The 18,277-nt window shown below is 55.2% G+C and carries 15 protein-coding genes, 1 tRNA gene and 1 pseudogene; 10 read left to right on the plus strand and 7 right to left on the minus strand.

Annotated elements, in window-relative coordinates:
* Nucleotides 1-156: 156 nt before the first annotated feature.
* The 3 genes from SV7mr_RS11740 (at nt 157) to SV7mr_RS11750 (ending at nt 2,536) form a co-directional block, all read left to right on the plus strand.
* Nucleotides 157-1,665, plus strand: a complete 1,509-nt coding sequence (locus SV7mr_RS11740; RefSeq protein WP_145272190.1) for a sulfatase-like hydrolase/transferase — start codon at nt 157-159, stop codon at nt 1,663-1,665.
* 202 nt (nt 1,666-1,867) lie between these two features.
* Entirely contained in the window at nt 1,868-1,969 is a 102-nt protein-coding gene (locus SV7mr_RS11745; RefSeq protein ID WP_419188420.1) for an ATP-binding protein, read from the plus strand.
* A 117-nt stretch (nt 1,970-2,086) separates the two neighbouring features.
* Nucleotides 2,087-2,536 (plus strand): hypothetical protein, encoded by a 450-nt coding sequence (locus tag SV7mr_RS11750; RefSeq protein WP_145272192.1) that lies wholly within the window; start codon nt 2,087-2,089, stop codon nt 2,534-2,536.
* Between the two features lie 193 nt (nt 2,537-2,729).
* Here SV7mr_RS11750 and SV7mr_RS11755 read toward each other — a convergent pair whose 3' ends face one another.
* The gene (locus tag SV7mr_RS11755; protein ID WP_145272194.1) at nt 2,730-3,719 is read right to left on the minus strand and encodes a SlyX family protein; all 990 of its coding nucleotides are present in this window, start codon (nt 3,717-3,719) and stop codon (nt 2,730-2,732) included.
* Entirely contained in the window at nt 3,706-4,692 is a 987-nt protein-coding gene (locus tag SV7mr_RS11760; protein WP_145272196.1) for a MotA/TolQ/ExbB proton channel family protein, read from the minus strand. The genes SV7mr_RS11755 and SV7mr_RS11760 overlap by 14 nt, the downstream gene beginning before the upstream one ends.
* Before the next feature lie 997 nt (nt 4,693-5,689).
* Between SV7mr_RS11760 and SV7mr_RS11765 the strand changes: the two are divergent.
* The 3 genes and pseudogenes from SV7mr_RS11765 to SV7mr_RS11775 form a co-directional block, all read left to right on the plus strand.
* A pseudogene (locus SV7mr_RS11765) lies at nt 5,690-7,051 on the plus strand (IS3 family transposase); the annotation flags it as partial.
* A 624-nt stretch (nt 7,052-7,675) separates the two neighbouring features.
* Nucleotides 7,676-8,026, plus strand: coding sequence for a cupin domain-containing protein (locus tag SV7mr_RS11770; protein WP_145272198.1), 351 nt, complete (start codon nt 7,676-7,678; stop codon nt 8,024-8,026).
* A gap of 16 nt (nt 8,027-8,042) precedes the next feature.
* Entirely contained in the window at nt 8,043-8,597 is a 555-nt protein-coding gene (locus SV7mr_RS11775; RefSeq protein ID WP_145272200.1) for a hypothetical protein, read from the plus strand.
* A gap of 302 nt (nt 8,598-8,899) precedes the next feature.
* Here SV7mr_RS11775 and SV7mr_RS11780 read toward each other — a convergent pair whose 3' ends face one another.
* The 4 genes from SV7mr_RS11780 to ligA all read right to left on the minus strand — a co-directional run bounded on the left by SV7mr_RS11780 (nt 8,900) and on the right by ligA (nt 12,834).
* Nucleotides 8,900-9,475: a hypothetical protein gene (locus tag SV7mr_RS11780; RefSeq protein ID WP_145272202.1), complete on the minus strand. Its 576-nt coding sequence runs from the start codon at nt 9,473-9,475 to the stop codon at nt 8,900-8,902.
* Nucleotides 9,476-9,856: 381 nt separating this feature from the next.
* Nucleotides 9,857-9,930, minus strand: a tRNA-Met gene (locus SV7mr_RS11785).
* Between the two features lie 240 nt (nt 9,931-10,170).
* A complete protein-coding gene (locus tag SV7mr_RS11790) occupies nt 10,171-10,608 on the minus strand; it encodes a hypothetical protein (RefSeq protein WP_145272204.1) in 438 nt (145 codons plus the stop codon).
* 174 nt (nt 10,609-10,782) lie between these two features.
* Nucleotides 10,783-12,834 carry an NAD-dependent DNA ligase LigA gene (ligA, locus tag SV7mr_RS11795; RefSeq protein ID WP_145272206.1) on the minus strand — a complete coding sequence of 684 codons (2,052 nt, stop codon included), beginning with the start codon at nt 12,832-12,834 and terminating at the stop codon, nt 10,783-10,785.
* Nucleotides 12,835-13,169: 335 nt separating this feature from the next.
* Here ligA and SV7mr_RS11800 point away from each other — a divergent pair, with 335 nt between their 5' ends.
* The gene (locus SV7mr_RS11800) at nt 13,170-13,481 is read left to right on the plus strand and encodes a Dabb family protein (protein ID WP_145272208.1); all 312 of its coding nucleotides are present in this window, start codon (nt 13,170-13,172) and stop codon (nt 13,479-13,481) included.
* Nucleotides 13,482-13,614: 133 nt separating this feature from the next.
* Here SV7mr_RS11800 and SV7mr_RS11805 read toward each other — a convergent pair whose 3' ends face one another.
* Entirely contained in the window at nt 13,615-14,943 is a 1,329-nt protein-coding gene (locus tag SV7mr_RS11805; protein ID WP_419188421.1) for a glycosyltransferase family 4 protein, read from the minus strand.
* Nucleotides 14,944-15,260: 317 nt separating this feature from the next.
* Between SV7mr_RS11805 and leuB the strand changes: the two genes are divergently transcribed.
* From leuB to SV7mr_RS11820, 3 genes are all read left to right on the plus strand, one after another.
* Complete coding sequence (leuB, locus tag SV7mr_RS11810) at nt 15,261-16,331, plus strand: 3-isopropylmalate dehydrogenase (protein ID WP_145278356.1); 1,071 nt, start codon at nt 15,261-15,263, stop codon at nt 16,329-16,331.
* 149 nt (nt 16,332-16,480) lie between these two features.
* Nucleotides 16,481-17,497: a phosphatidate cytidylyltransferase gene (locus SV7mr_RS11815; protein ID WP_145272210.1), complete on the plus strand. Its 1,017-nt coding sequence runs from the start codon at nt 16,481-16,483 to the stop codon at nt 17,495-17,497.
* Nucleotides 17,494-18,276, plus strand: coding sequence for a TatD family hydrolase (locus SV7mr_RS11820; RefSeq protein ID WP_145272212.1), 783 nt, complete (start codon nt 17,494-17,496; stop codon nt 18,274-18,276). The genes SV7mr_RS11815 and SV7mr_RS11820 overlap by 4 nt, the downstream gene beginning before the upstream one ends.
* The last annotated feature ends 1 nt before the right edge of the window (nt 18,277 follow it).

An 18,277-nucleotide genomic window follows, 5' to 3' on the forward strand; every position in this document is an offset into this window, starting at 1 on the left:
GGTACGCCCCCCAGGCATGCTCGTTCCGTTTGGGTGAGCGACTCGCGCGGTGATTGACGTGTTCATTGAACGATCTAAGATAGGCTCGAAGTCGGGGCTCGTTGCCAGGAGGCAACGGCTGAGTTTGGCGGTTCGGCAAAAGACAGGAGACAAAACATGAGACGCATCGGGTTCCTTCTAATCTTGCTCATTCTGCAACTCCCAGCATGGGCTAAGCAGCCTCTGCCAAACATCATCTTGTTAATGGGAGATGACCATGGCTGGGAAGAGACAGGGTACAACGGCCATCCCTACGTCCAGACACCGTTTTTGGATGAAATGGCCGCGTCCGGTCTGCGTCTGGATCATTTCTATGCCCATCCGACGTGTTCGCCTACTCGCGGCAGTGTGCTGACCGGGCGGCATCCGAATCGTTACGGGATCTTCCGTCCCGGTTATTCCATTCGCCCAGAAGAAGTTACCCTCGCACAAAGGCTTAAAGAAGCCGGGTATGCGACGGCGCATTTTGGGAAATGGCATGTCGGCCCCGTGAAGGCGACCTCGCCCACCAATCCCGGCGCGATGGGCTATGACCACTGGCTTTCCCATGACAACTTTTTTGAAATGGATCCAGTGTTGTCGCTAAATGGTGCGCCGCCTGAAAAGTACTACGGTGAGAGTTCAGAGATCCTTGTCGATGAAGCGATCGACTACATCAGGGCGCAGAAGCAATCGGAGCAGCCCTTCTTGACCGTCATCTGGTTTGGATCGCCTCACGAACCTTACAGCGGTTTGACGACTGACCTGGCTCTTTATCGCGATCTGCCGCAGAAGTATGCGGACAGGCAAGTGAGCTTAACATCCAACGAAACCGGCCAGAGGATCAAACGTCCGTTGCGCGATGTCTTGATTGAACGCTATGCCGAGATCACTGCGATGGATCGGGCGATTGGGAAACTGCGTCATTCGCTCCAAACGCACGGACTGAAACAGAATACGTTGCTCTGGTACTGCGGTGACAATGGCATTCCACCGAGTGGCTACCGGGAGTCGCGTTTCCGAGGGCTCAAGGGCAAGGTTTACGAAAACGGCATTCGGGTTCCCGGTGTGATCGAATGGCCCGCAGGCATTCCCAAACCGCGTGTCTCGACAGTCAGTGCGGTGACATCCGATATCCTTCCGACGCTCTGTACACTTGCAGGCACCGAAGTTCCCAGCGTTCCGTTGGACGGGATTGACCTAATGCCACTGATACAAGGGAAGATGAAAACACGTTCCACACCGATCGCTTTTTGGAATTTCCCCGTCAGCAGCGGTGACGCCGCCAAGCCCTACATCGATCCGGAGCTTCAAAAGGGGACAACACTGCTAGCCAAGCAGAGCGCGGGTCTCTTTACCCGAAACTTTCGCAACAACCATCATCCTGGAATCACCGAAAAAGACTATCGAGGCGCACGGGCCATACTCTCTGGTGATTACAAATTGGTCATCGACGGTGGCCAGAACTCCGGAGTGGAGCTGTTTAATCTTAAGCAGGATGTCTCTGAGTCCAAGAACCTTGCCAAGGCGAACCCAGAGCGTGTCCAGGAACTTTCCAAACAGTTGCGCACCTGGCAGAGTTCGGTTCTGAACAGTCTGATGGAAGCCGACTACAACCAAGCTGGCAAACCGAACAGCCCACGCTGATCAGCAAACAGCTTCACCGATCGGGACTTGAATCACCGACAGCCAGTGGTCTTCCAGCCCCGGTCGCGTCTTTGACCACCGCAAATGTGTAGCCGGTGGTGGGATTCTTCCGTTTGACGCAAAGGGAACATCGAAGGAACGCTCACCGGAAACCGTCCCCTTTCGAACCGGGGGGCCTGAGACGATCGGTGGCTACGATCGCATGACCGGCGCGTTGCTGGATCGCTTGACCCATCGGGTGGAGATTCTGGCAATCGATGGCGACAGCTATCGGCTCAAACAAAGTCAAAAGGCAAACCGTTAAACAACTTCAAAACGTAAACTAACGCCACCAAGTGGCTCCCTTTTCGACTGCCAAAGCAATCATTTTCAGCTGCCACAGTGGCTCACTTTTAGACTGCCATCTCCAGGTGGATCTGAGTTGGATGAACAGACAGACAAATCGGGTTTCGCAATGACGGCGGTTATCAAACTGCCAAAGGGAGAGATCGTTGCAGGTGACACTGTCCTGATTACGGTTTGCGCGACAAACGCTTCCGATGATCCACTCGCGACTCCCCTACAGGAGTATAGTAATTTTGAAAGAAACGCTTTAGGGGGTCTTCAATGTTGGATCGAACGCCTCGGACCAGAAACCGAGATAGCTGCCATTCCCGCCCAGATCGTCAGGACAGGCAACCGCTATGCCGCTGGGGGATTCCCCTCTGTCAATTTTGCCTCCAAATTGGAGCCAGGTAAGTCAGCGGTAACTCAGAAGAAAGTGAAAACGGAAGGATTCCCTGCCGGGCAGTATCGTTACTACATCGATCTACAACCGTTCAGTCGGAACATCCCGAAAACATCCGCCGTTCTCCAGTTCACAGTCAAGTGACCTCAGACCGTTGGACGCTCGCCAACGCGGAAATTTACTTGAGTGTGTCAGAGTCACGCCAGTTCATTGGCCGCGTCGATGGCGAACGAAATCAGACGCCGTTCACCGACGTAGCCGAGATGGGTTTCAGTGCATCTGGTCATCGGCGTCTCAATTGTTGTGTATCCAGCGGTGACTTGCTGCAACTCTTGAGCTAGGGCAGTTTTGGCATTTTGCCGATGTAGCCTGCTGGCTCTAGCACTTGGCGTTTTAACCAATCTGGAGCCTTGCCTTCATAGCCCTCGAAGTCCAGCATCACGCCTCGACCGCCGACGGCAAGCAACAGATCCTTGAAATTCCTTGCCGAGAGTTTCACGCCGTTCATATCCACTGTCCGTGTCCTCGTGTTCACCGAAACGGTGACCGATGGATACATGTCCTTGGCTTTTGAAGGACGTGATCTGAGGCAACTATGGATAGCTGCTTCGACTTCCTCGACATGGCGATCGGAGATGTCGGTATCGCCGGCGATATAGGCCGACAAACCGAGTGAATAGGTGACTCCAAGAGTCTCTTCGGAGATCGTGTAACTGGTATTCGTTGGGTTGATTTGCTGATAACCAGAGAACGCAGAGTAGAGAGCTGCGGCCTCGCTTCTAGAAAAGTATCTCTGCTCGCGAGTTGCTAAAGCAAGCTCAACAAGCTCCTTGGTACTTCGGCGGTTGAACTCAAAGATCGATTCCCCTGATCTCTTTGTCGTGGCACGCTCAAATTCCTTCTGGCGAATGAATAGGAACCTGTCCCGGTCATAATCGTAGGCCACCAAAATCGCGGCCGGTTCGGTGGCCCCGGTGAATCGCTGCTCACCATCAAGAGCAGCTGCTTGGTTGGCGACCTTGTCGGCTTGAGCGGCCATTTGGCGGCGAAGCTGTTGGAGTTCCTTTTCCTGCTGCATGACTTCGAGAGAGAGTTCCTTGATCTCCTCCGCCGAAAGCAGCTTGATTTCATGGACTTCCGGGATCTCGGTCGCCACCTCTGGCACTTCAGGAACTTCAGCAAGGCTCGTGCGAACGCGCTGGCTGACCTCGATTGCCAGCATCATGACAAAGAGAACCAGGACAACGAGCGCACAGAAGATCAGGTCTGCGAAGGTCTCGTGAACGTTTGTCCCTGCGGCGTGGTAGCGTTCATTAAGCGACTTCATGAGTCGAGCCCTCCATTTGTTCGGTTCGCGAACGCTTCCGGAGTCGTGGAATGATCCGAACCTCAGTCAGTGATGCAATGTAGGAGACGAAGTGGTCGACGTTGGAGGTGTACACGTTATTCAAAACTCGCAGCACAACACTTCCGAGAATGGCTCCCACCAGCGTGGTGTAGAACGCGGTTCCAAGCCCCTGCATGGTGCTCCGCATGCCACTCATCAGCATACTTGCGTCAGAGGATTCACCTAGCGCCTCAAGTGTCCCACTTAATCCGTTGGTCATTGAAACCAAACCGACTATCGTTCCGATCAGCCCCAGAGAGACCAAGACTCCCGAGAGGACGTCGACCATTCTCGACCTTGCCATCAGCCGACTGTACAGAAGTGTGATCAGGCTGTCCTGAGAAACCGACGGGTCATGCTTGGCAATCTTTACCAGATCCTTGATGTGTTGATGAAACGGTCCCGCGGCGTCAGATTGAACGATGTCCGTAAAACCGTGACCTGAGGTCAATTTCCGGACCAGGAACGCGGCACAAACATACTCGTTACGCAGCGTGCGAATGGAACGGAAGTTAATCACCACCGCCAAAGCAAACAGGACAAAGATCATCAGGCACAGGCCGCTGCGATCACTGACCAACGCACGAATGAGGTGAATGCCAGCGGCGACACACAGCAATGTCGCGATGACGCTCGCATAGATCATCCAGTCACGCAATGGGTCCCAATCCAAGTGCAATCCCTTCGCACGTCTCGCTTGCTCACTGATTCGTTCCGTTGCCGCTTTTGCAGCCAATTCTTTGCGTGTGAGACTGCTTCGGTTTTCGCGTCCTCCATCTGCAGGCGTCGTTCCGCTTCGGCCAGCTTTTCCGGGCTGCCGGGGACGATGAACGCTGCGCCACAATCGGGGCAGTAATCCTGTTTGTCCGCGTCCATCAAGGAAGAACGCAAACGTGCCTCGCAAACGGGGCATTGGTACTTAACACTTGAACCAGTGATGCTCGGTTTGACGTGATAGGACTTGATTGTAGGAAGATTGATAGTGGGATTTTGACTCATTTAGAAAGGAATCTCCAACAGGAGTGACCGGACCCTTGGCGGCAGAGCACCAAGGGTCCGCTGAATGGACGTGGCGGTTCACGAGGCGGATGCAAGACAATGTTTCCCCTGCAATCGCCTGCGAGTTCGCAACAAGACGTTCATTGTGCACACCGTTTTGACACGTCTGGTCAAACGGAAAGACCGACCTCCGTTTTTCAGGATCGCACAAAGCATCACGTGTCTTGGGAGTCGCCTGGAGGGAGTACAGCCAACGGCGGTTCACGGCGCCTGATAAGGAGAACTCAGACGCCGAATCCAATCCGCTGGCCGCGAGGGGAATACCAGGCCCCAAGAGAAAGGTTCAACGCCCATTGGCCTGCCTGAAGCCCTTGTCCGTTGCCGCTGCCACAGCTTCCCTAAGTGACTGACAAGACAAGAATCGCCGCGACAAACTGTTCCGCAGCCAAGCTTTTCAAGAGTTCAGCAACGTGGACAGATCACATGAACGCGTTAGAAAGACCGCTGCAGGATCCCCAGTTCGATAAAGCGGCCATGCAGAAACTCAGTGACCACCTCCAGTCGCCAGCGCTTGCGCAAGCAAAGATTCGTACAAGTGACGACGGCGAATTCCAAAACTCAGAGAAGCCCCGAAGACGCCGGTGCAGCGAAACGCGAACCCTCGCGCGGCTCGCCGCTTCTGTCTGTTCTTTTTCTAGGATCCGCTCGACTTCGATCCGTTCCCGTTCCGCTTCCTGGACCGCGATCACCGACATGACCGCCCCGATGATCAAGACGATCGTCCAGATCGTGATAAGGATTGTTGAACAAGCGAAAACGAACCATCCGGTCACCGCGGCGACGCCCTCTGTGCCAACATACGTGAGACACTTTTCATGTTGTTTTAAGAGTTGAGGGCATGGTGTATCCCGATGGCCGACACGCCTGGAAAAAAGTCTGAAAAAGATCCTGAAGTCATTGAGAAAACGGCTCGTCGTCGCTTCATCGCCGAGTACAAACAGTGGATTGCTCGTGAAGCAGAACAGTGCTCACAGCCTGGCGAGATCGGAGCGTTGCTTCGACGCGAGGGCCTCTATTCGTCCATGCTCGCACGATGGCGTCGCCAACTACACCAGGAAACCATGACATCGCCCAGTAAACGCCGCGCAGTAAACGCCGCCCGAAACGATCGTCCAACCAAGAGCTTGAAAAGCTCAAACGCGACAATGAACGGCTCAAGGAAAAACTCCGCCAGGCGGAGTTGATCATTGACGTCCAAAAAAAAGTCTCGGAGATGATCCAGACACGGTCACACGAGAAGGACGTCTGAATGCCGCTAGAACGCTTAGCAAGGAAATCGGTGTCGTGGCGGCCTGTCGCGCGATGAACGTTTCGCGAGCGACGTTTTATCGTCGCCGTGAAATAAAGACGCAAACGAAGCCGCGACCCACATCTGCTCGGGCGCTTTCGACAAAGGAACGCAAAGCGGTGCTTGATCAGCTCAACAGTGAACGGTTTGCCGATCAATCACCGCGTTAGGTTTACTCCAAGTTGCTCGATGAAGGGAGCTACCTTTGTAGCGTGCGAACCATGTATCGAATCCTGGAAGAAAACCAAAGCACTCGCGAACGACGCAACCAGTTAACGCACCCGAAATGCAAGAAGACCGAACTGCTCGCCACCGGCCCCAATGAAGTCTGGTCATGGGACATCACAAAGTTAAAAGGGCCGCAGAAATGGACCTATTACTACTTGTACGTGATTCTTGAAATCTACAGCCGGTCAGTCGTTGGCTAGATGTTGGCGCACCGGGAGTGCTCGCAGTGAGCAAAGCAACTGATCGAAACCACGATCGAGAAAGAAGAGGTCGCAGCGAACGAGTTGATCATCCACAGCGACCGAGGTCCTTCGATGACGTCGCACAGCGTCGCTCAATGACTGAGTTCGCTGGGAGTCACAAAAAGCCACAGTCGCCCGCACGTCTCCAACGATCACCCGTATTCTGAAAGCCAATTCTAAACGATGAAGTATCGCCCAGATTTTCCGCAACGATTCGGCAGCTACGAAGATGCGTTGAGATTTTGTCGTCATTTTTCCCTGGAACAACGAACACTATCACAGCGGAATCGGAATGATGCCGCCAGCGATGCTGCATGATGGTCGAGCGGAATGCGCTCCGCAGAGCGCATTTCAAAACGCTTAAGCAAGCTTGGGAAAAGAATCCAACTCGGTTCGTTCATGGCGTGCCTCCCCCGGACCATCTGCCATCGGCAGCTTGGATCAACTCGCCTCAAGAGAAGCGGAAAGAGAAACACGAAGCCCCCGCAGTCCACTGTTTGAAAACAGAACCTGCGGCGGCTTCAGAAGCAACGTCATTGACGCACCCTCGATCCGGTTATCCCTTGAATGGTTGCGTCCCCGCAGAGCCATCTTCCGTTTCACCGGACACAACAACGATAGCACAGGACTCATCATTGAACACCCGAGCCATGCCTAAAAAAATCCCGGGGTTTCGGGGCTGGCCCCCGAGATCACAAAATCAAGTCATTCAATCTGATTGCAAAAGTTCCTCAAAGTCGTTGACACATTCCGCTTGGCGTTCTTTCGATACTCCTTAACCACGGGGTTGCATGCGTGGTGACTACGCGGTCGCTACGTGAAACACGAAGAGTTTGAACACGCTGGTGACTCGCTGATCGTGGCGAGAGGGTTGGGACGGGGCGGTGCGAGTTGATCCCTTATTAGCATGTGAAATCAGGTTCGTTTCGGATCGAAAGCATCCTTGCGTTCTATCCTTTTTGTCGTGATCGTGCGAAACTGTCTACTCCGCACGCAAACGCCTTCGACAATCCGAGCCTCTAAACCCGACGCTCCCCCACCATCACTCGGCTTCTTTCCGTTGCCCGACATTGACGTCTATGTCCGACCAAACTTCTCAGAACTTGTTTGCTAATCTACCCACGGACCTGACCGACGAACTGGTCAGTGTTCTTGCCGAAAGTGCGCACGTTCGGATTGAGCGTCTCGTCTCAACCGGACAGTGCAGCGAGCCGGTTTTTTGGTACGATCAAGAGGAACATGAATGGGTGATTGTGCTCAAGGGCCAGGCTAGGCTGCTCTTTGAGAATGAGGACGATCCGGTCACAATGCTTCCCGGTGATCATGTCCTGATCCCCGCCCATCGCCGCCATCGCGTCGAATGGACCACGCCAGATGAATCAACCGTCTGGCTGGCTGTGTTCTATTCAAATCGTGACCCGCAAAAATAGAGTGACGGTAACACGCATGACCAGCAGCCTGCAGCGACAACTCGACACCCAGCAGTTTCCCAACGACTACCAGTTGACCAACGGCATCGTAAAACATGCCGAGAATCCAAAGAACTTCCAGATTCCACCCGATGTCATCAAGCGGCATATTCGGCCCGGTCAGTTTGTGGAACTGAGAATCGACTCGCCACGATTCTCCGTCCATGAGGACGCCGCAGCGGAATGCCCTTGTCCGACCTGCAACGGGGACATGACAAAGCCGATTCTGCGGCACAGCCATCCTGCATCGCTGATGCCTCTGCCCGATCAGCATATGCCTTCGCGAGGTTGGGGCGAGGACTTTTGGGTGAAAGTTGAACAGCGCTCCGGCAATTACTTCCTTGGGACCGTGGATAACCCGCTTGCGGAATCGCGGTTGCACGGACTGAGGAAAGGGGACGCGATCGTTTTCCATGCCGATCACATTCTGGCTCTTCACGACATCCACCGGCAGGAAATTGTTGTCGGGATGGACGTCGCCGATCTGAAGGAATTGGCACAATGGGTGTCGTCACTTCGCGGGGATGAGTGATCGGTTCCCGATTCCAGCAGTAGCGCCCCTGCCCCGTTTACTTGGCTCAGCGTCGTTCGGGACGCATGTTTCTCTGGGGATCGAGAACATCGCTGAGCCAAAAACGTCCGCACGTGCTTGCCAGGTTTGAGCGTGCCGACTGGAAGTTGACCGTTACTGGTCACGCCGACGCTCTGCGCTGAACTCGCTTGTTGCAGCGTTCAAGTGATTCCCCCGGTGTCGGTGCCTCACATGCAGTGTGTGAGAGCATGACGCGTTGCGGGAATCGTCCGAAGACGCTGATTCATGAGAGTTGTTTGTGTTCAGCGGTAAAAGTCAATCCAGTCGATGGTGATCGACTTTGGATTGTCTTTGAACAGGCCCTTGGGCAGGTTCATCTGGAAGTAGCCGTCTGCAAGCGGAAGGGGCTTGTCTGGTTTCCCGTTCTCACCAACCCTTTGAATCTGCATCCAGTAAGGATGTTTCGGGGACAGTCTCGCGGACTCGCGTCCGTCTTTCCATAGTCGCGTTTGGCCGTTGTGAGTGGAGACAGAACCTTCCAGTGTCGTCTTGCCACTGGTGACTTTGAATTTCTCCAGTCCCTTGAGGTGCAGTCTTAGTGTCACGGAGGTTGGCCAGTTGGCGTCACGGCGTTTGATGATTGCCTGACTGATTCCGACGTGGCTTCGAATCGAAAAGCATGCGGTGTCCTCTAGAACTTTGACATCAACTTGGTCGTTGTCGCGCTTTGTGATGATCTCGAATGGTGCATCGTCGCCGTAAGCGCTGTTGCAATGCGCCAGTCCTACGCTGGCAGGCAATAGAAATAATGCAATGGCCTGAAGCAGTGACATGGTGGCGACTTTTGCTGGAAAGGAAGTGGCGGCGTCGAGCTTCATTCTACGGCAATTCAAGTCCCGAAGAGAATGGCAGTCATCATCATCGGAGACAACAATGTCGGTCTCACGGTGCCAGAGTGGACAAGCAGACAAAATCGCCGATCCCCCAAGCGTTAAAGGCCGCCATTGCAATCAAACGGTGGTGCATTGCGTCTAGAGGAAACTGCGACGTCCTATGATCGGACGTCTTTAACCTGAGCGAGGCCCGATCTGGCCGGCTTCGAAGGCTAAGAAACACCGACCCAGTCCTTGTGGGGGAGGCGAAGCCAAAAGCGCGCCAGACATGCCGAGACGGCTCGAGACAGCCGCCGCAAAAAACGAGCCAAACACCGGTTTTCGCGGGGTTTGGCTTTGATTGTCTTGGGCTGTCTGACCCAGAAGTAGCGGCAGAGGGACTCGAACCCCCGACACGCGGATTATGATTCCGCTGCTCTAACCAACTGAGCTATGCCGCCTCCAGTGTGGGAAGCAGTTTGCTTCGCCGTAGGAAGTGCAGGAATTTAGCGGATTCACCGCCCGGCGCAAAGGTGCTTTGAGAAACCTTTTTTGGCCTTCGGTTCGTTTCCGCCCCCCGTCGTCATTTTCATGCCGTGAAACTCATTTCTGTATCGAGTTTACGGCCTCTCCCCTGCCCTGCTTGCCGTGAGACACACGTTCCGGAGGCAAAGTTCGGCCTCTCCGCCAGTCGCCTGCGGTTATTTGTCTTCGGTCTTCACGAGTGGTGCTTTGGTTGACGTGGGGAGATCGGGAATTTCAATGCTCTCTTCCCGCGGTCTTTCCGGATAACGCTCCCAAACGGTTGCCATGGCCATCCATACCAATGTGAACGGAATGACCAATACGACACAGAAGATGCTGGCGTCCCAAACGGGGACGCCGGCACGAACCAGAGAAAAAGCAATCGCCGAGAAGAACGTCGTGACCATCAGGAACTTGAGCGAATAGCGACGCGATGCCCGCCCGGTTCGCCGCAACCCGCGCCAGTCCACCATTGATCGGAACTCGTCCGACCAGATCCTGGGAAAGCAGACCATCGTGGCGATGACAACGATGGCGATCAGTAAGCCGTATCGATCGATAAAGTCGCTAATCATGGGGCGCTGTGAGGGTGCTGGGATGAAGTGGACCAACATGAGGGCAGTGTTTCGAAAGCGTCGGGGCGCGGATGGTTGCTCGCATCCGTTGCTCGCGGCTCGAAACGGCAGTTGATTTTCCAGCGTCCGGCAGACGACTCTGTGGCGTCGATGCGTCACGGTGTGATTGCAACGTCGCAACGTGGTCTGCGTTCGATGGAGACTCTCTGCCGATCAGTCTTTGTTGACCAAGTCGCGAAACTGCTCTTCGGTCAGGACTTTTACGCCCAGTGATTCTGCTTTGGTAAGTTTGCTGCCCGCCTTTTCACCTGCCACCAAGTAATCCGTGTTCTTGCTGACGCTGCCGCTGGCTCGGCCGCCCATGTCGAGGATCAATTGCTTGATCTCGTCTCGTTTGTAATGATGCAATGTCCCAGTCACGACCAGCGTTTTGCCTGATAGCGGCAGGTCTTCTTCCGAGGTTTGCTGGACTTCGACAAACAGATCCAGACCTGCCTGTTGAAAGGCGTCCATCAGTTGTTCACCGTACGCGCTGTGCAGGAACCCATGCAAGTTTTTGGCGATGATGTCCCCGATTTCGTCGATATCGGCAAGCTGTTCGACGCTGGCGGACTTCAGGGATTCCAACGTCGGGTACTTTGCGGTCACCAAACGGGACACGGTGCGTCCAACTTGGCGAATAGTCAGAGAGGAAAGGAGTTGAGCGAGCCCACGAGTCTTGCTGGCATGGATTCCGTCGATCAACTTCTTTGCGTTGCGTTTTCCAACTTGCACATCGATTAGTTTGCCGTCTTTGCCTTTGCGCTGTTTCAGCCAATCCTGGCTGGCAAGCTGATCGGCGTCCAAGTGATAAAGGTCGGGGTAGTCTTTGACCAAACCGCGGGCGAGTAGCAGTTCGACAACCTCTTCACCAAGTCCATCGATGTCCATGCCGGTACGGCTGCCAAAGAAGATCAATTTCTGTTTAAGCTGAGCCGGACAAACGGGATTGAGACAACGAATGAAGACTCCCCCCTCGTCCCGCACCAGTTCAGTCGAGCACTCAGGGCAGTGGGTGGGAAACTGAAACTTGCGCAAGGACTTTTCGCGGCGGTGCTTTTCGACGCGGACAACTTTGGGAATGATTTTGCCGGCCTTTTCAACCACGACGACGTCGCCAACGCGCACATCCAGACGCTCAATTTCGTCTGCATTGTGCAGTGACGCTCGCGAGACCGTGGTGTCAGCGATGTCAACGGGAGCCAGATGCGCGACGGGAGTGATCGCCCCTGTCTTGCCGACTTGAACACTGATCGACTCCAACGTCGTGATCGCTTCATAGCGTTCAAATTTATAGGCGATCAACCAGCGTGGACTTTTACTGCGAATGCCTAACTTTTCACGCTGGGCGAAGTCATTGACTTTGAAAACAATCCCGTCCACTTCAAACGACAGGTCAGGCATGGCTTCTTCAAGTGCCGCCACGGCTTTTAAGGTGTCGGCAGCGGAGTCAAAGCACTGGACATTCGGCGTGGCCGGAATCCCCATCGCGGCGATCTCGGCCAGAAAGTCCATGTGGTTGGTGGCCTTGAGTCCATCCACTTGCCCAATCCCGTGGGCAAAGAACCGAAGATTGCGGTCGGCGGCGACAGAGGGATCGAGTTGCCGCAGCGAACCTGCAGTGACGTTACGCGTGTTTTTGTACGGGTCTTGTCCTGCAGCGACTTGACGCTTGTTCAGGTCGGCCAGGTCAGCGTTGGTCATATAGGCCTCGCCGCGAACCTCCAGGGTTCCTGGCACTGCGTCCCCAATCAGTTTGAGCGGCAGGTCACGAATGGTGCGAATGTTGTGCGTGATGTCATCCCCGACCGCGCCGTTGCCTCGGGTGAGCCCCATGGTCAACTGGCCCTCTGTGTAAACAATGGATGCGGCAACGCCATCAATTTTGAATTCCATCACCCATTGAATTTTCTCATCCGGCAGCTGCTTTTCGGTCTTTTCGAAGTACGCGGCCAACTCTTCGCGGCTGTAGGTGTTGTCGATCGACAGCATGGGAACCACATGATCCACTTGCGTCAAGTGATCAACGGGCGCGTCGCCCACTCGCTGCGTTGGCGAATCGCTACGATACAGCTCGGGATGCTGTGCTTCTAAGTCCGACAGTTCTCGAAGTAGTCGGTCATAGTCCAAGTCCGAGATGGTTGGTTGAGCAAGCACATAGTAAGCGTGGTCATGCCGGCGGAGGTGCTGGCGAAGTTCTTCGGCACGTTGGGCGGGGTCACTCATCGATAAGCTATGCTGCAAAAAGGAACGACAGAATGGCGCGTGGAGGACAGACGCAGCGAGCGCGAACGGTGACGCCAGCCAAACCGTTGTTTGGAACGACAACACACGTCGAAGCCTGGCACTGCCCGGCAGCGTCTGGTGTCGCGATTTGGGCCCGTTCTCCAAGCCGATGTTGTACGCTTTTTTAACGCCGCTCGCCAGCGGTACTCGGCAGGGGGACGGGCGATTGGAGGAGGAGGGTTTTTCAGTTCTCCGTCCCCTGCTAACATGCTAAGCAAGCGGGTGATGAATCCGCTGCATTTTGCTTGTTTCCTCGTTATGTTCCAGGTTTTGTCATGCCACGTCTTGCTCACCACGTTTTCTTTACCTTGAAAGACAACAGCCCCAGTGCCGTCGACAACTTGTTGGCTGAGTGCAAGGAATACCTGGACAATCATGACGGTCTGGTTGACTTCTCTGTGGGACGTCGCGACCCAGAATTGAACCGTCCCGTCAACGCGAGTTTTGATGTTTCGTTGCACGTCGTGTTCCAAGATCGCGCAACGCATGATGTTTATCAGACAGCGCCGCGACACCTGGAATTTATCGAACGCAACAAAGAGTCGTGGGCGTCGGTCATGGTTTGCGACAGCAACCTAGATGATTGATCGAGCCAGAGAAACCATCAGCCGTTTGGGCGTTCGCATTGGTTGGTCGTGCGGTGGTGCAGCGAAGAAACCGGGCCTAACGGCAAACGGACAGCGTCTAACGGCTAACGGGGACGGATTGTCCACGCTCTCATCAGCCGTTTTGCCGGTCGGCACGTTTCTTGGAGGAGGATAGAACACTGTGGTAGACGGCGGCGGTTCTGGCGGCCATGGCTTCATCGGAGAAGTCTTGCTCGTGCCGCAGCTTGGCTGCTAACGACATTTGTTGCCAATCGTGCTGTCCCGTCACCATTGCGCAGATGGCATCCGCCAGTGACTCCCGGTTGTCTGGCTCAGCGAGCAGTCCTTCAATGCCGTGGGTGATCGCTTCTGGTGTGCCTTCGACTTTGGTCGCAATCACGGGCACGCCAGCAGCCATGGCTTCCAGCACCACCATTGGCAGGCCTTCACCGTACAAGCTTGGCAAGACCATTGCGTCCATCTGTGCGAGTTGAGCTGGCACGTCGTCCGTAAAACCGACCTGCACGATGTCTTGGTTTAGTTGCAAGCGATCGATCAACTGCTCGATGGACGTCTGATACGCTTGGTCGACATATTGTCCAACAATCCGTAGCCGCAGGGGACTCTCTGCTGGCACTCGCTGCTGGTCACGGATCAAAGCCATGGCTTGCAACACGAACTCCAGACCTTTGCGAGGGCGCTGTAACGCTACCATCCCCAGCGTCCAGAGCCGCCCCGGTTGTGGATGCGTTTGTCGCGGCGGACAGATCGTTGGCACACCGTTGTGCACGATGGTGATCTTATCGGGATTCACGCCGCTTGCGACACAGTCGTCCTTGAGGCTGTTGGACACGGTGATCAAGTGGCGACATCGACTGAGCGAGACTCTTTCGACCAGCGCGTTCACTCGGTTTGCCAGCGCACGTTCGGAGTCACGAGCGGCAGGACTGTGGACGTGATAGACCCAAGGCACCCGGCTGAGCAATGACGCCATGCCAGCGATCATCGCCGTGCGTGGTGTGTGTGCGTGAAGCAGTTGGTAGTCGTGACGGCGAATCAGTTTGCAGATTTTGCGGACAACGCTCAGGTCATAGCGGTGGTTCATCGCTGCGTTATAGCACTGCCCCCAGGATCCGCTTTCCGCCGCGAGGGTTTTGGCAAACAGCCCAGGTTTAAGGCAAGCGAAATCAGCAGCGACGCCAAACTTTGGCAGGCAGCGTCCGAGATGCGATTGAACACGTTCTGCGCCAGCGAAGTGTTCGCCATTGACCAAGTGCAGCACACGCAACTGGGTGCTTGTCGGGTTTTCTACCTCGCCTCGCTCGGTCACGTCCTGGGAGAACGGGTTTAAGACCAGTGCCGTCGGAGGATTTCCGGTAGACGTTTGGGATGATGCTGCGAGCACCAGTGGCGTGAAGTCAGCAGGTGAGTTAGAGAGATGCATCGCAGAGATTTGGCCCACGCGGGCTCTCGAAAAAGAGAGAAGTTGGTACTCGTACGCCCTAAGATGTTGCTTTTTTTTGAATCCCCGACCGGGGGATCGCCGTGGAACCTTCTGAGCGATCCGGGAACACACGCAAAATGGTGGGGAAATGCGGCTTATCGTGGTTGCGACAGCGTTTCGCCGCAGGGCTCTTTCGGATGCTGGACAAGCGGAATGCCGGGCCAGTTCAGTTGTCCGGCGTTGACCACTGGGGAAGCGGCGTTGGATTCGCTAAATTGAGGCCTCAAATTGTCTTCCCCACAGGCTACTCGATTTTCAACGACAAGGACATTTCATTGAACGCTTCGATCGTATTGTTACCCGGTGATGGAATCGGCCCCGAGATCACTGAACAGGGTCGCCGTGTTTTACAGAAAGTCGCCGAGTTGTTTGGGCATGCATTCACCTTTGAGTCGCAGATGATCGGTGGAATTGCCATCGATGAAACCGGCGATCCGCTGCCTCAGGAAACCGTTAATGCCTGTCGCTCGAGTGATGCGATTTTGTTGGGTGCTGTCGGAGGCCCGAAATGGGATGACCCTTCTGCGAAGACTCGCCCAGAGGTAGGCCTGCTGAAGATCCGAAAGGAACTGGGGCTGTTTGCGAATCTGCGTCCGATCAAAATGTTTGACCAGCTTGCCGACGCCTCGCCATTGCGTCCGGAAATCATCAAGGGCACGGACATTCTGTTCCTGCGTGAGTTGACCGGCGGCATCTATTTTGGCCCCTCGGGACGCGAAGGTAGCGGCGACGAAGAATCAGCCAGTCAAGCCATGGTGTACAGCGTCCCAGAAGTGGAGCGGATTGTTCGCTTGGCAGCCAAGGCGGCTCAAGGCCGCAACAATCGCTTGACCAGTGTTGACAAGGCCAACGTACTAGAGCCCAGCCGACTGTGGCGGCAAGTCGCTGCCCGCGTGATGGAACAAGAGTTCCCCGACGTTCAGTACGATGTCGTTCTGGTTGACGCGATGGCCATGCACTTGATCAATCGCCCGGCTGACTTCGATGTCGTCGTGACTGGCAACATGTTTGGCGATATCTTGACCGATGAAGCATCCATGCTGCCGGGGTCACTGGGCATGTTGCCAAGTGCGTCGCTGGGCAGTGGTGGACCTGGGCTGTATGAGCCAATTCACGGCTCCGCTCCCGACATTGCTGGCAAAGGCATCGCCAACCCGCTGGCAACCATTCTGGCTGCGGCCATGCTGTTGCGCCACTCGTTGGGCCTCGAAGCTGAAGCCGCTTCGATTGAGAAAGCCGTCGAGCAAGTGCTTAGTGACGGACTGCGAACGGCCGACATTGCTCGTGGAGGTGACTCCATCGGAACGGTTGCGATGGCAGATGCAGTGATCAACAGCATCAAGTAAGCTAATGCCTGTTGCTGAGGCGTTCTCTGCGGCCCTTGCAGAGTGGAGAACGCCGGGCTGACGCTCAACAGCAACACTCCCTAGGCTGACAGATCCCCGGATCCTGCCAGAGTCTCGTTCAACATCCATTGAAGTTGCGAAGTGCATTCATGCCAGGACTGCTAGCCGAACAGATCAACGTCGTCGCCGCGGAGACGCCCTGGCTGACCGTCCGCGCGCTGTCCTTCATTGCGTTGATCATTTCTGCCTTGGGGATTGCCTCCATTGTTGGGCTGTTGCTCTCACGTCGCGAATCGATGGGCGTTGATATGGCGCTGGTCGGACGTTACAACCGCACACTGCGCGTTTGGTGGTTGATGACCGGGATCTTTTTCCTGGGATTCCTGTTCCAACGGATCGGAGTGGTGGCGTTGTTCGCGTTCGTCTCGTTTTGGGCGTTGCGAGAGTTCATCACAATGACGCCGACTCGGCGCGGCGATCACCGGACTCTGTTTTGGGTGTTCTTTGTGTTCACGCCCTTCCAATACATCCTGATTGGATTGGGAGACGCGTATTATGACTTCTACAGCATCATGATCCCCGTGTACGCCAGCTTGTTCATCCCCGCTCGGACAGCAATGGCAGGCGACTCAAAGCGATTCTTGGAACGCTGTGCCAAGATTCAGGCGGCGTTGCTGATCTGTGTTTACGCACTTAGCCACGCGCCGGCGTTGCTTTCATTGAACTTGGTTTCCACCGGCGGTGAGCCATGGAACCGCAGCCCGATGACGCTGATTATTTTCTTGGTCGTCATTGCGCAGTTGTCGACAGCGTTAGAAAGGGGCTGGAGCAAGCTTGCCGGCCGCCACGTGATCGCGGAAAAGATCAATGCGTCGCGAACTTGGGAAGGCGTCTTGGGATCGATGGTGACGACGGGATTGATTGCAGCCGCCTTATCTTGGGCGACGCCGTTTTATCCATGGGAAGCCGGTGTGATGGCAGCGGTCGTGACGGCGATGGCCTGCGGTGGCGTGATGACGATGAGTGCCATTAAACGCGACCGCGGCGTCAAAGACACTGGCACGCTGGTTCAAGGGCACGCCGGCGTCTTGGATCAGATCGATAACATCTGCTTTGCGGCCCCTGTCTTTTATCACCTCACTCGATACTTCTTTTCTGTCCAATGACGTCTTTGCGTTTGTTTGATACTCATGCTCATTTGAACACCGATGCGTTCGATGGACAGGTGGACGCCGTTGTCGGCAAAGCTCAGGAGGCCGGCGTTGAAGGCATCATGGTGATCGGCATCGATGTGGCCACCAGTCGCGTGGCTTGCGACCTTGCCGCTCAGTACCCAGGTTACCTGTACGCTGTGGTTGGCATCCAGCCCAACAGCCTTGCCGAGAGCCAGCCGGACGATTTTGCCGTGATCGAAGAACTGGCAGGTCTGCCGGGGGTGCGAGGGATCGGTGAAACGGGCTTAGATTGTTACTGGGACGATTCGCCCATCGAAATGCAGCACGAGTTCTTTGACCGACACATGCAGCTGTGCCGAGACACCGGGCTGCCAATGGTGATCCACATGCGTGAAAGCGGTGACCTGATCGTTCAGCAACTGCGTCAACAGAACGCGGTTCCCCCTGGCGTAATGCACTCCTTCACTGGGGACTGGGATTGTGCCAAGGCGTGCTTGGATCAAGGCCTGATGATCAGCTTTGCAGGCATGCTGACGTTTAAGAAAAATGACGCCTTACAAGCGGTCGCGAAGCAGGTTCCCGCAGATCGACTATTGGTCGAGACCGATTCGCCATACTTGAGCCCAGAACCGCTACGTGGTCGGCGTCCCAATGAACCCGCTCGCGTTGAGCATACGTTGCGGTTCTTGGCCAAACTTCGCAACGTTTCCGCCGAGAGCTTGGCCGAGCAAACGAGCCTGAATGCGCGCACCCTGTTTCAGTTGCCGTAAG

Source organism: Stieleria bergensis (genome assembly GCA_007745635.1).
Taxonomy (GTDB): Bacteria; Planctomycetota; Planctomycetia; order Pirellulales; family Pirellulaceae; genus Stieleria; species Stieleria bergensis.

What these genes read in the sequence shown, in the direction of transcription:
- ligA (WP_145272206.1), bottom strand. Translation starts at nt 12,834, where the DNA reads ATGAGTGACCCCGCCCAACGTGCCGAAGAACTTCGCCAGCACCTCCGC.
- SV7mr_RS11815 (WP_145272210.1), top strand. Translation starts at nt 16,481, where the DNA reads ATGCCAGGACTGCTAGCCGAACAGATCAACGTCGTCGCCGCGGAGACG.
- SV7mr_RS11780 (WP_145272202.1), bottom strand. Translation starts at nt 9,475, where the DNA reads ATGAAGCTCGACGCCGCCACTTCCTTTCCAGCAAAAGTCGCCACCATG.
- SV7mr_RS11790 (WP_145272204.1), bottom strand. Translation starts at nt 10,608, where the DNA reads ATGTTGGTCCACTTCATCCCAGCACCCTCACAGCGCCCCATGATTAGC.
- SV7mr_RS11755 (WP_145272194.1), bottom strand. Translation starts at nt 3,719, where the DNA reads ATGAAGTCGCTTAATGAACGCTACCACGCCGCAGGGACAAACGTTCAC.
- SV7mr_RS11820 (WP_145272212.1), top strand. Translation starts at nt 17,494, where the DNA reads ATGACGTCTTTGCGTTTGTTTGATACTCATGCTCATTTGAACACCGAT.
- SV7mr_RS11745 (WP_419188420.1), top strand. Translation starts at nt 1,868, where the DNA reads ATGACCGGCGCGTTGCTGGATCGCTTGACCCATCGGGTGGAGATTCTG.
- SV7mr_RS11775 (WP_145272200.1), top strand. Translation starts at nt 8,043, where the DNA reads ATGACCAGCAGCCTGCAGCGACAACTCGACACCCAGCAGTTTCCCAAC.
- SV7mr_RS11800 (WP_145272208.1), top strand. Translation starts at nt 13,170, where the DNA reads ATGCCACGTCTTGCTCACCACGTTTTCTTTACCTTGAAAGACAACAGC.
- SV7mr_RS11760 (WP_145272196.1), bottom strand. Translation starts at nt 4,692, where the DNA reads ATGCCCCGTTTGCGAGGCACGTTTGCGTTCTTCCTTGATGGACGCGGA.
- SV7mr_RS11740 (WP_145272190.1), top strand. Translation starts at nt 157, where the DNA reads ATGAGACGCATCGGGTTCCTTCTAATCTTGCTCATTCTGCAACTCCCA.
- SV7mr_RS11770 (WP_145272198.1), top strand. Translation starts at nt 7,676, where the DNA reads ATGTCCGACCAAACTTCTCAGAACTTGTTTGCTAATCTACCCACGGAC.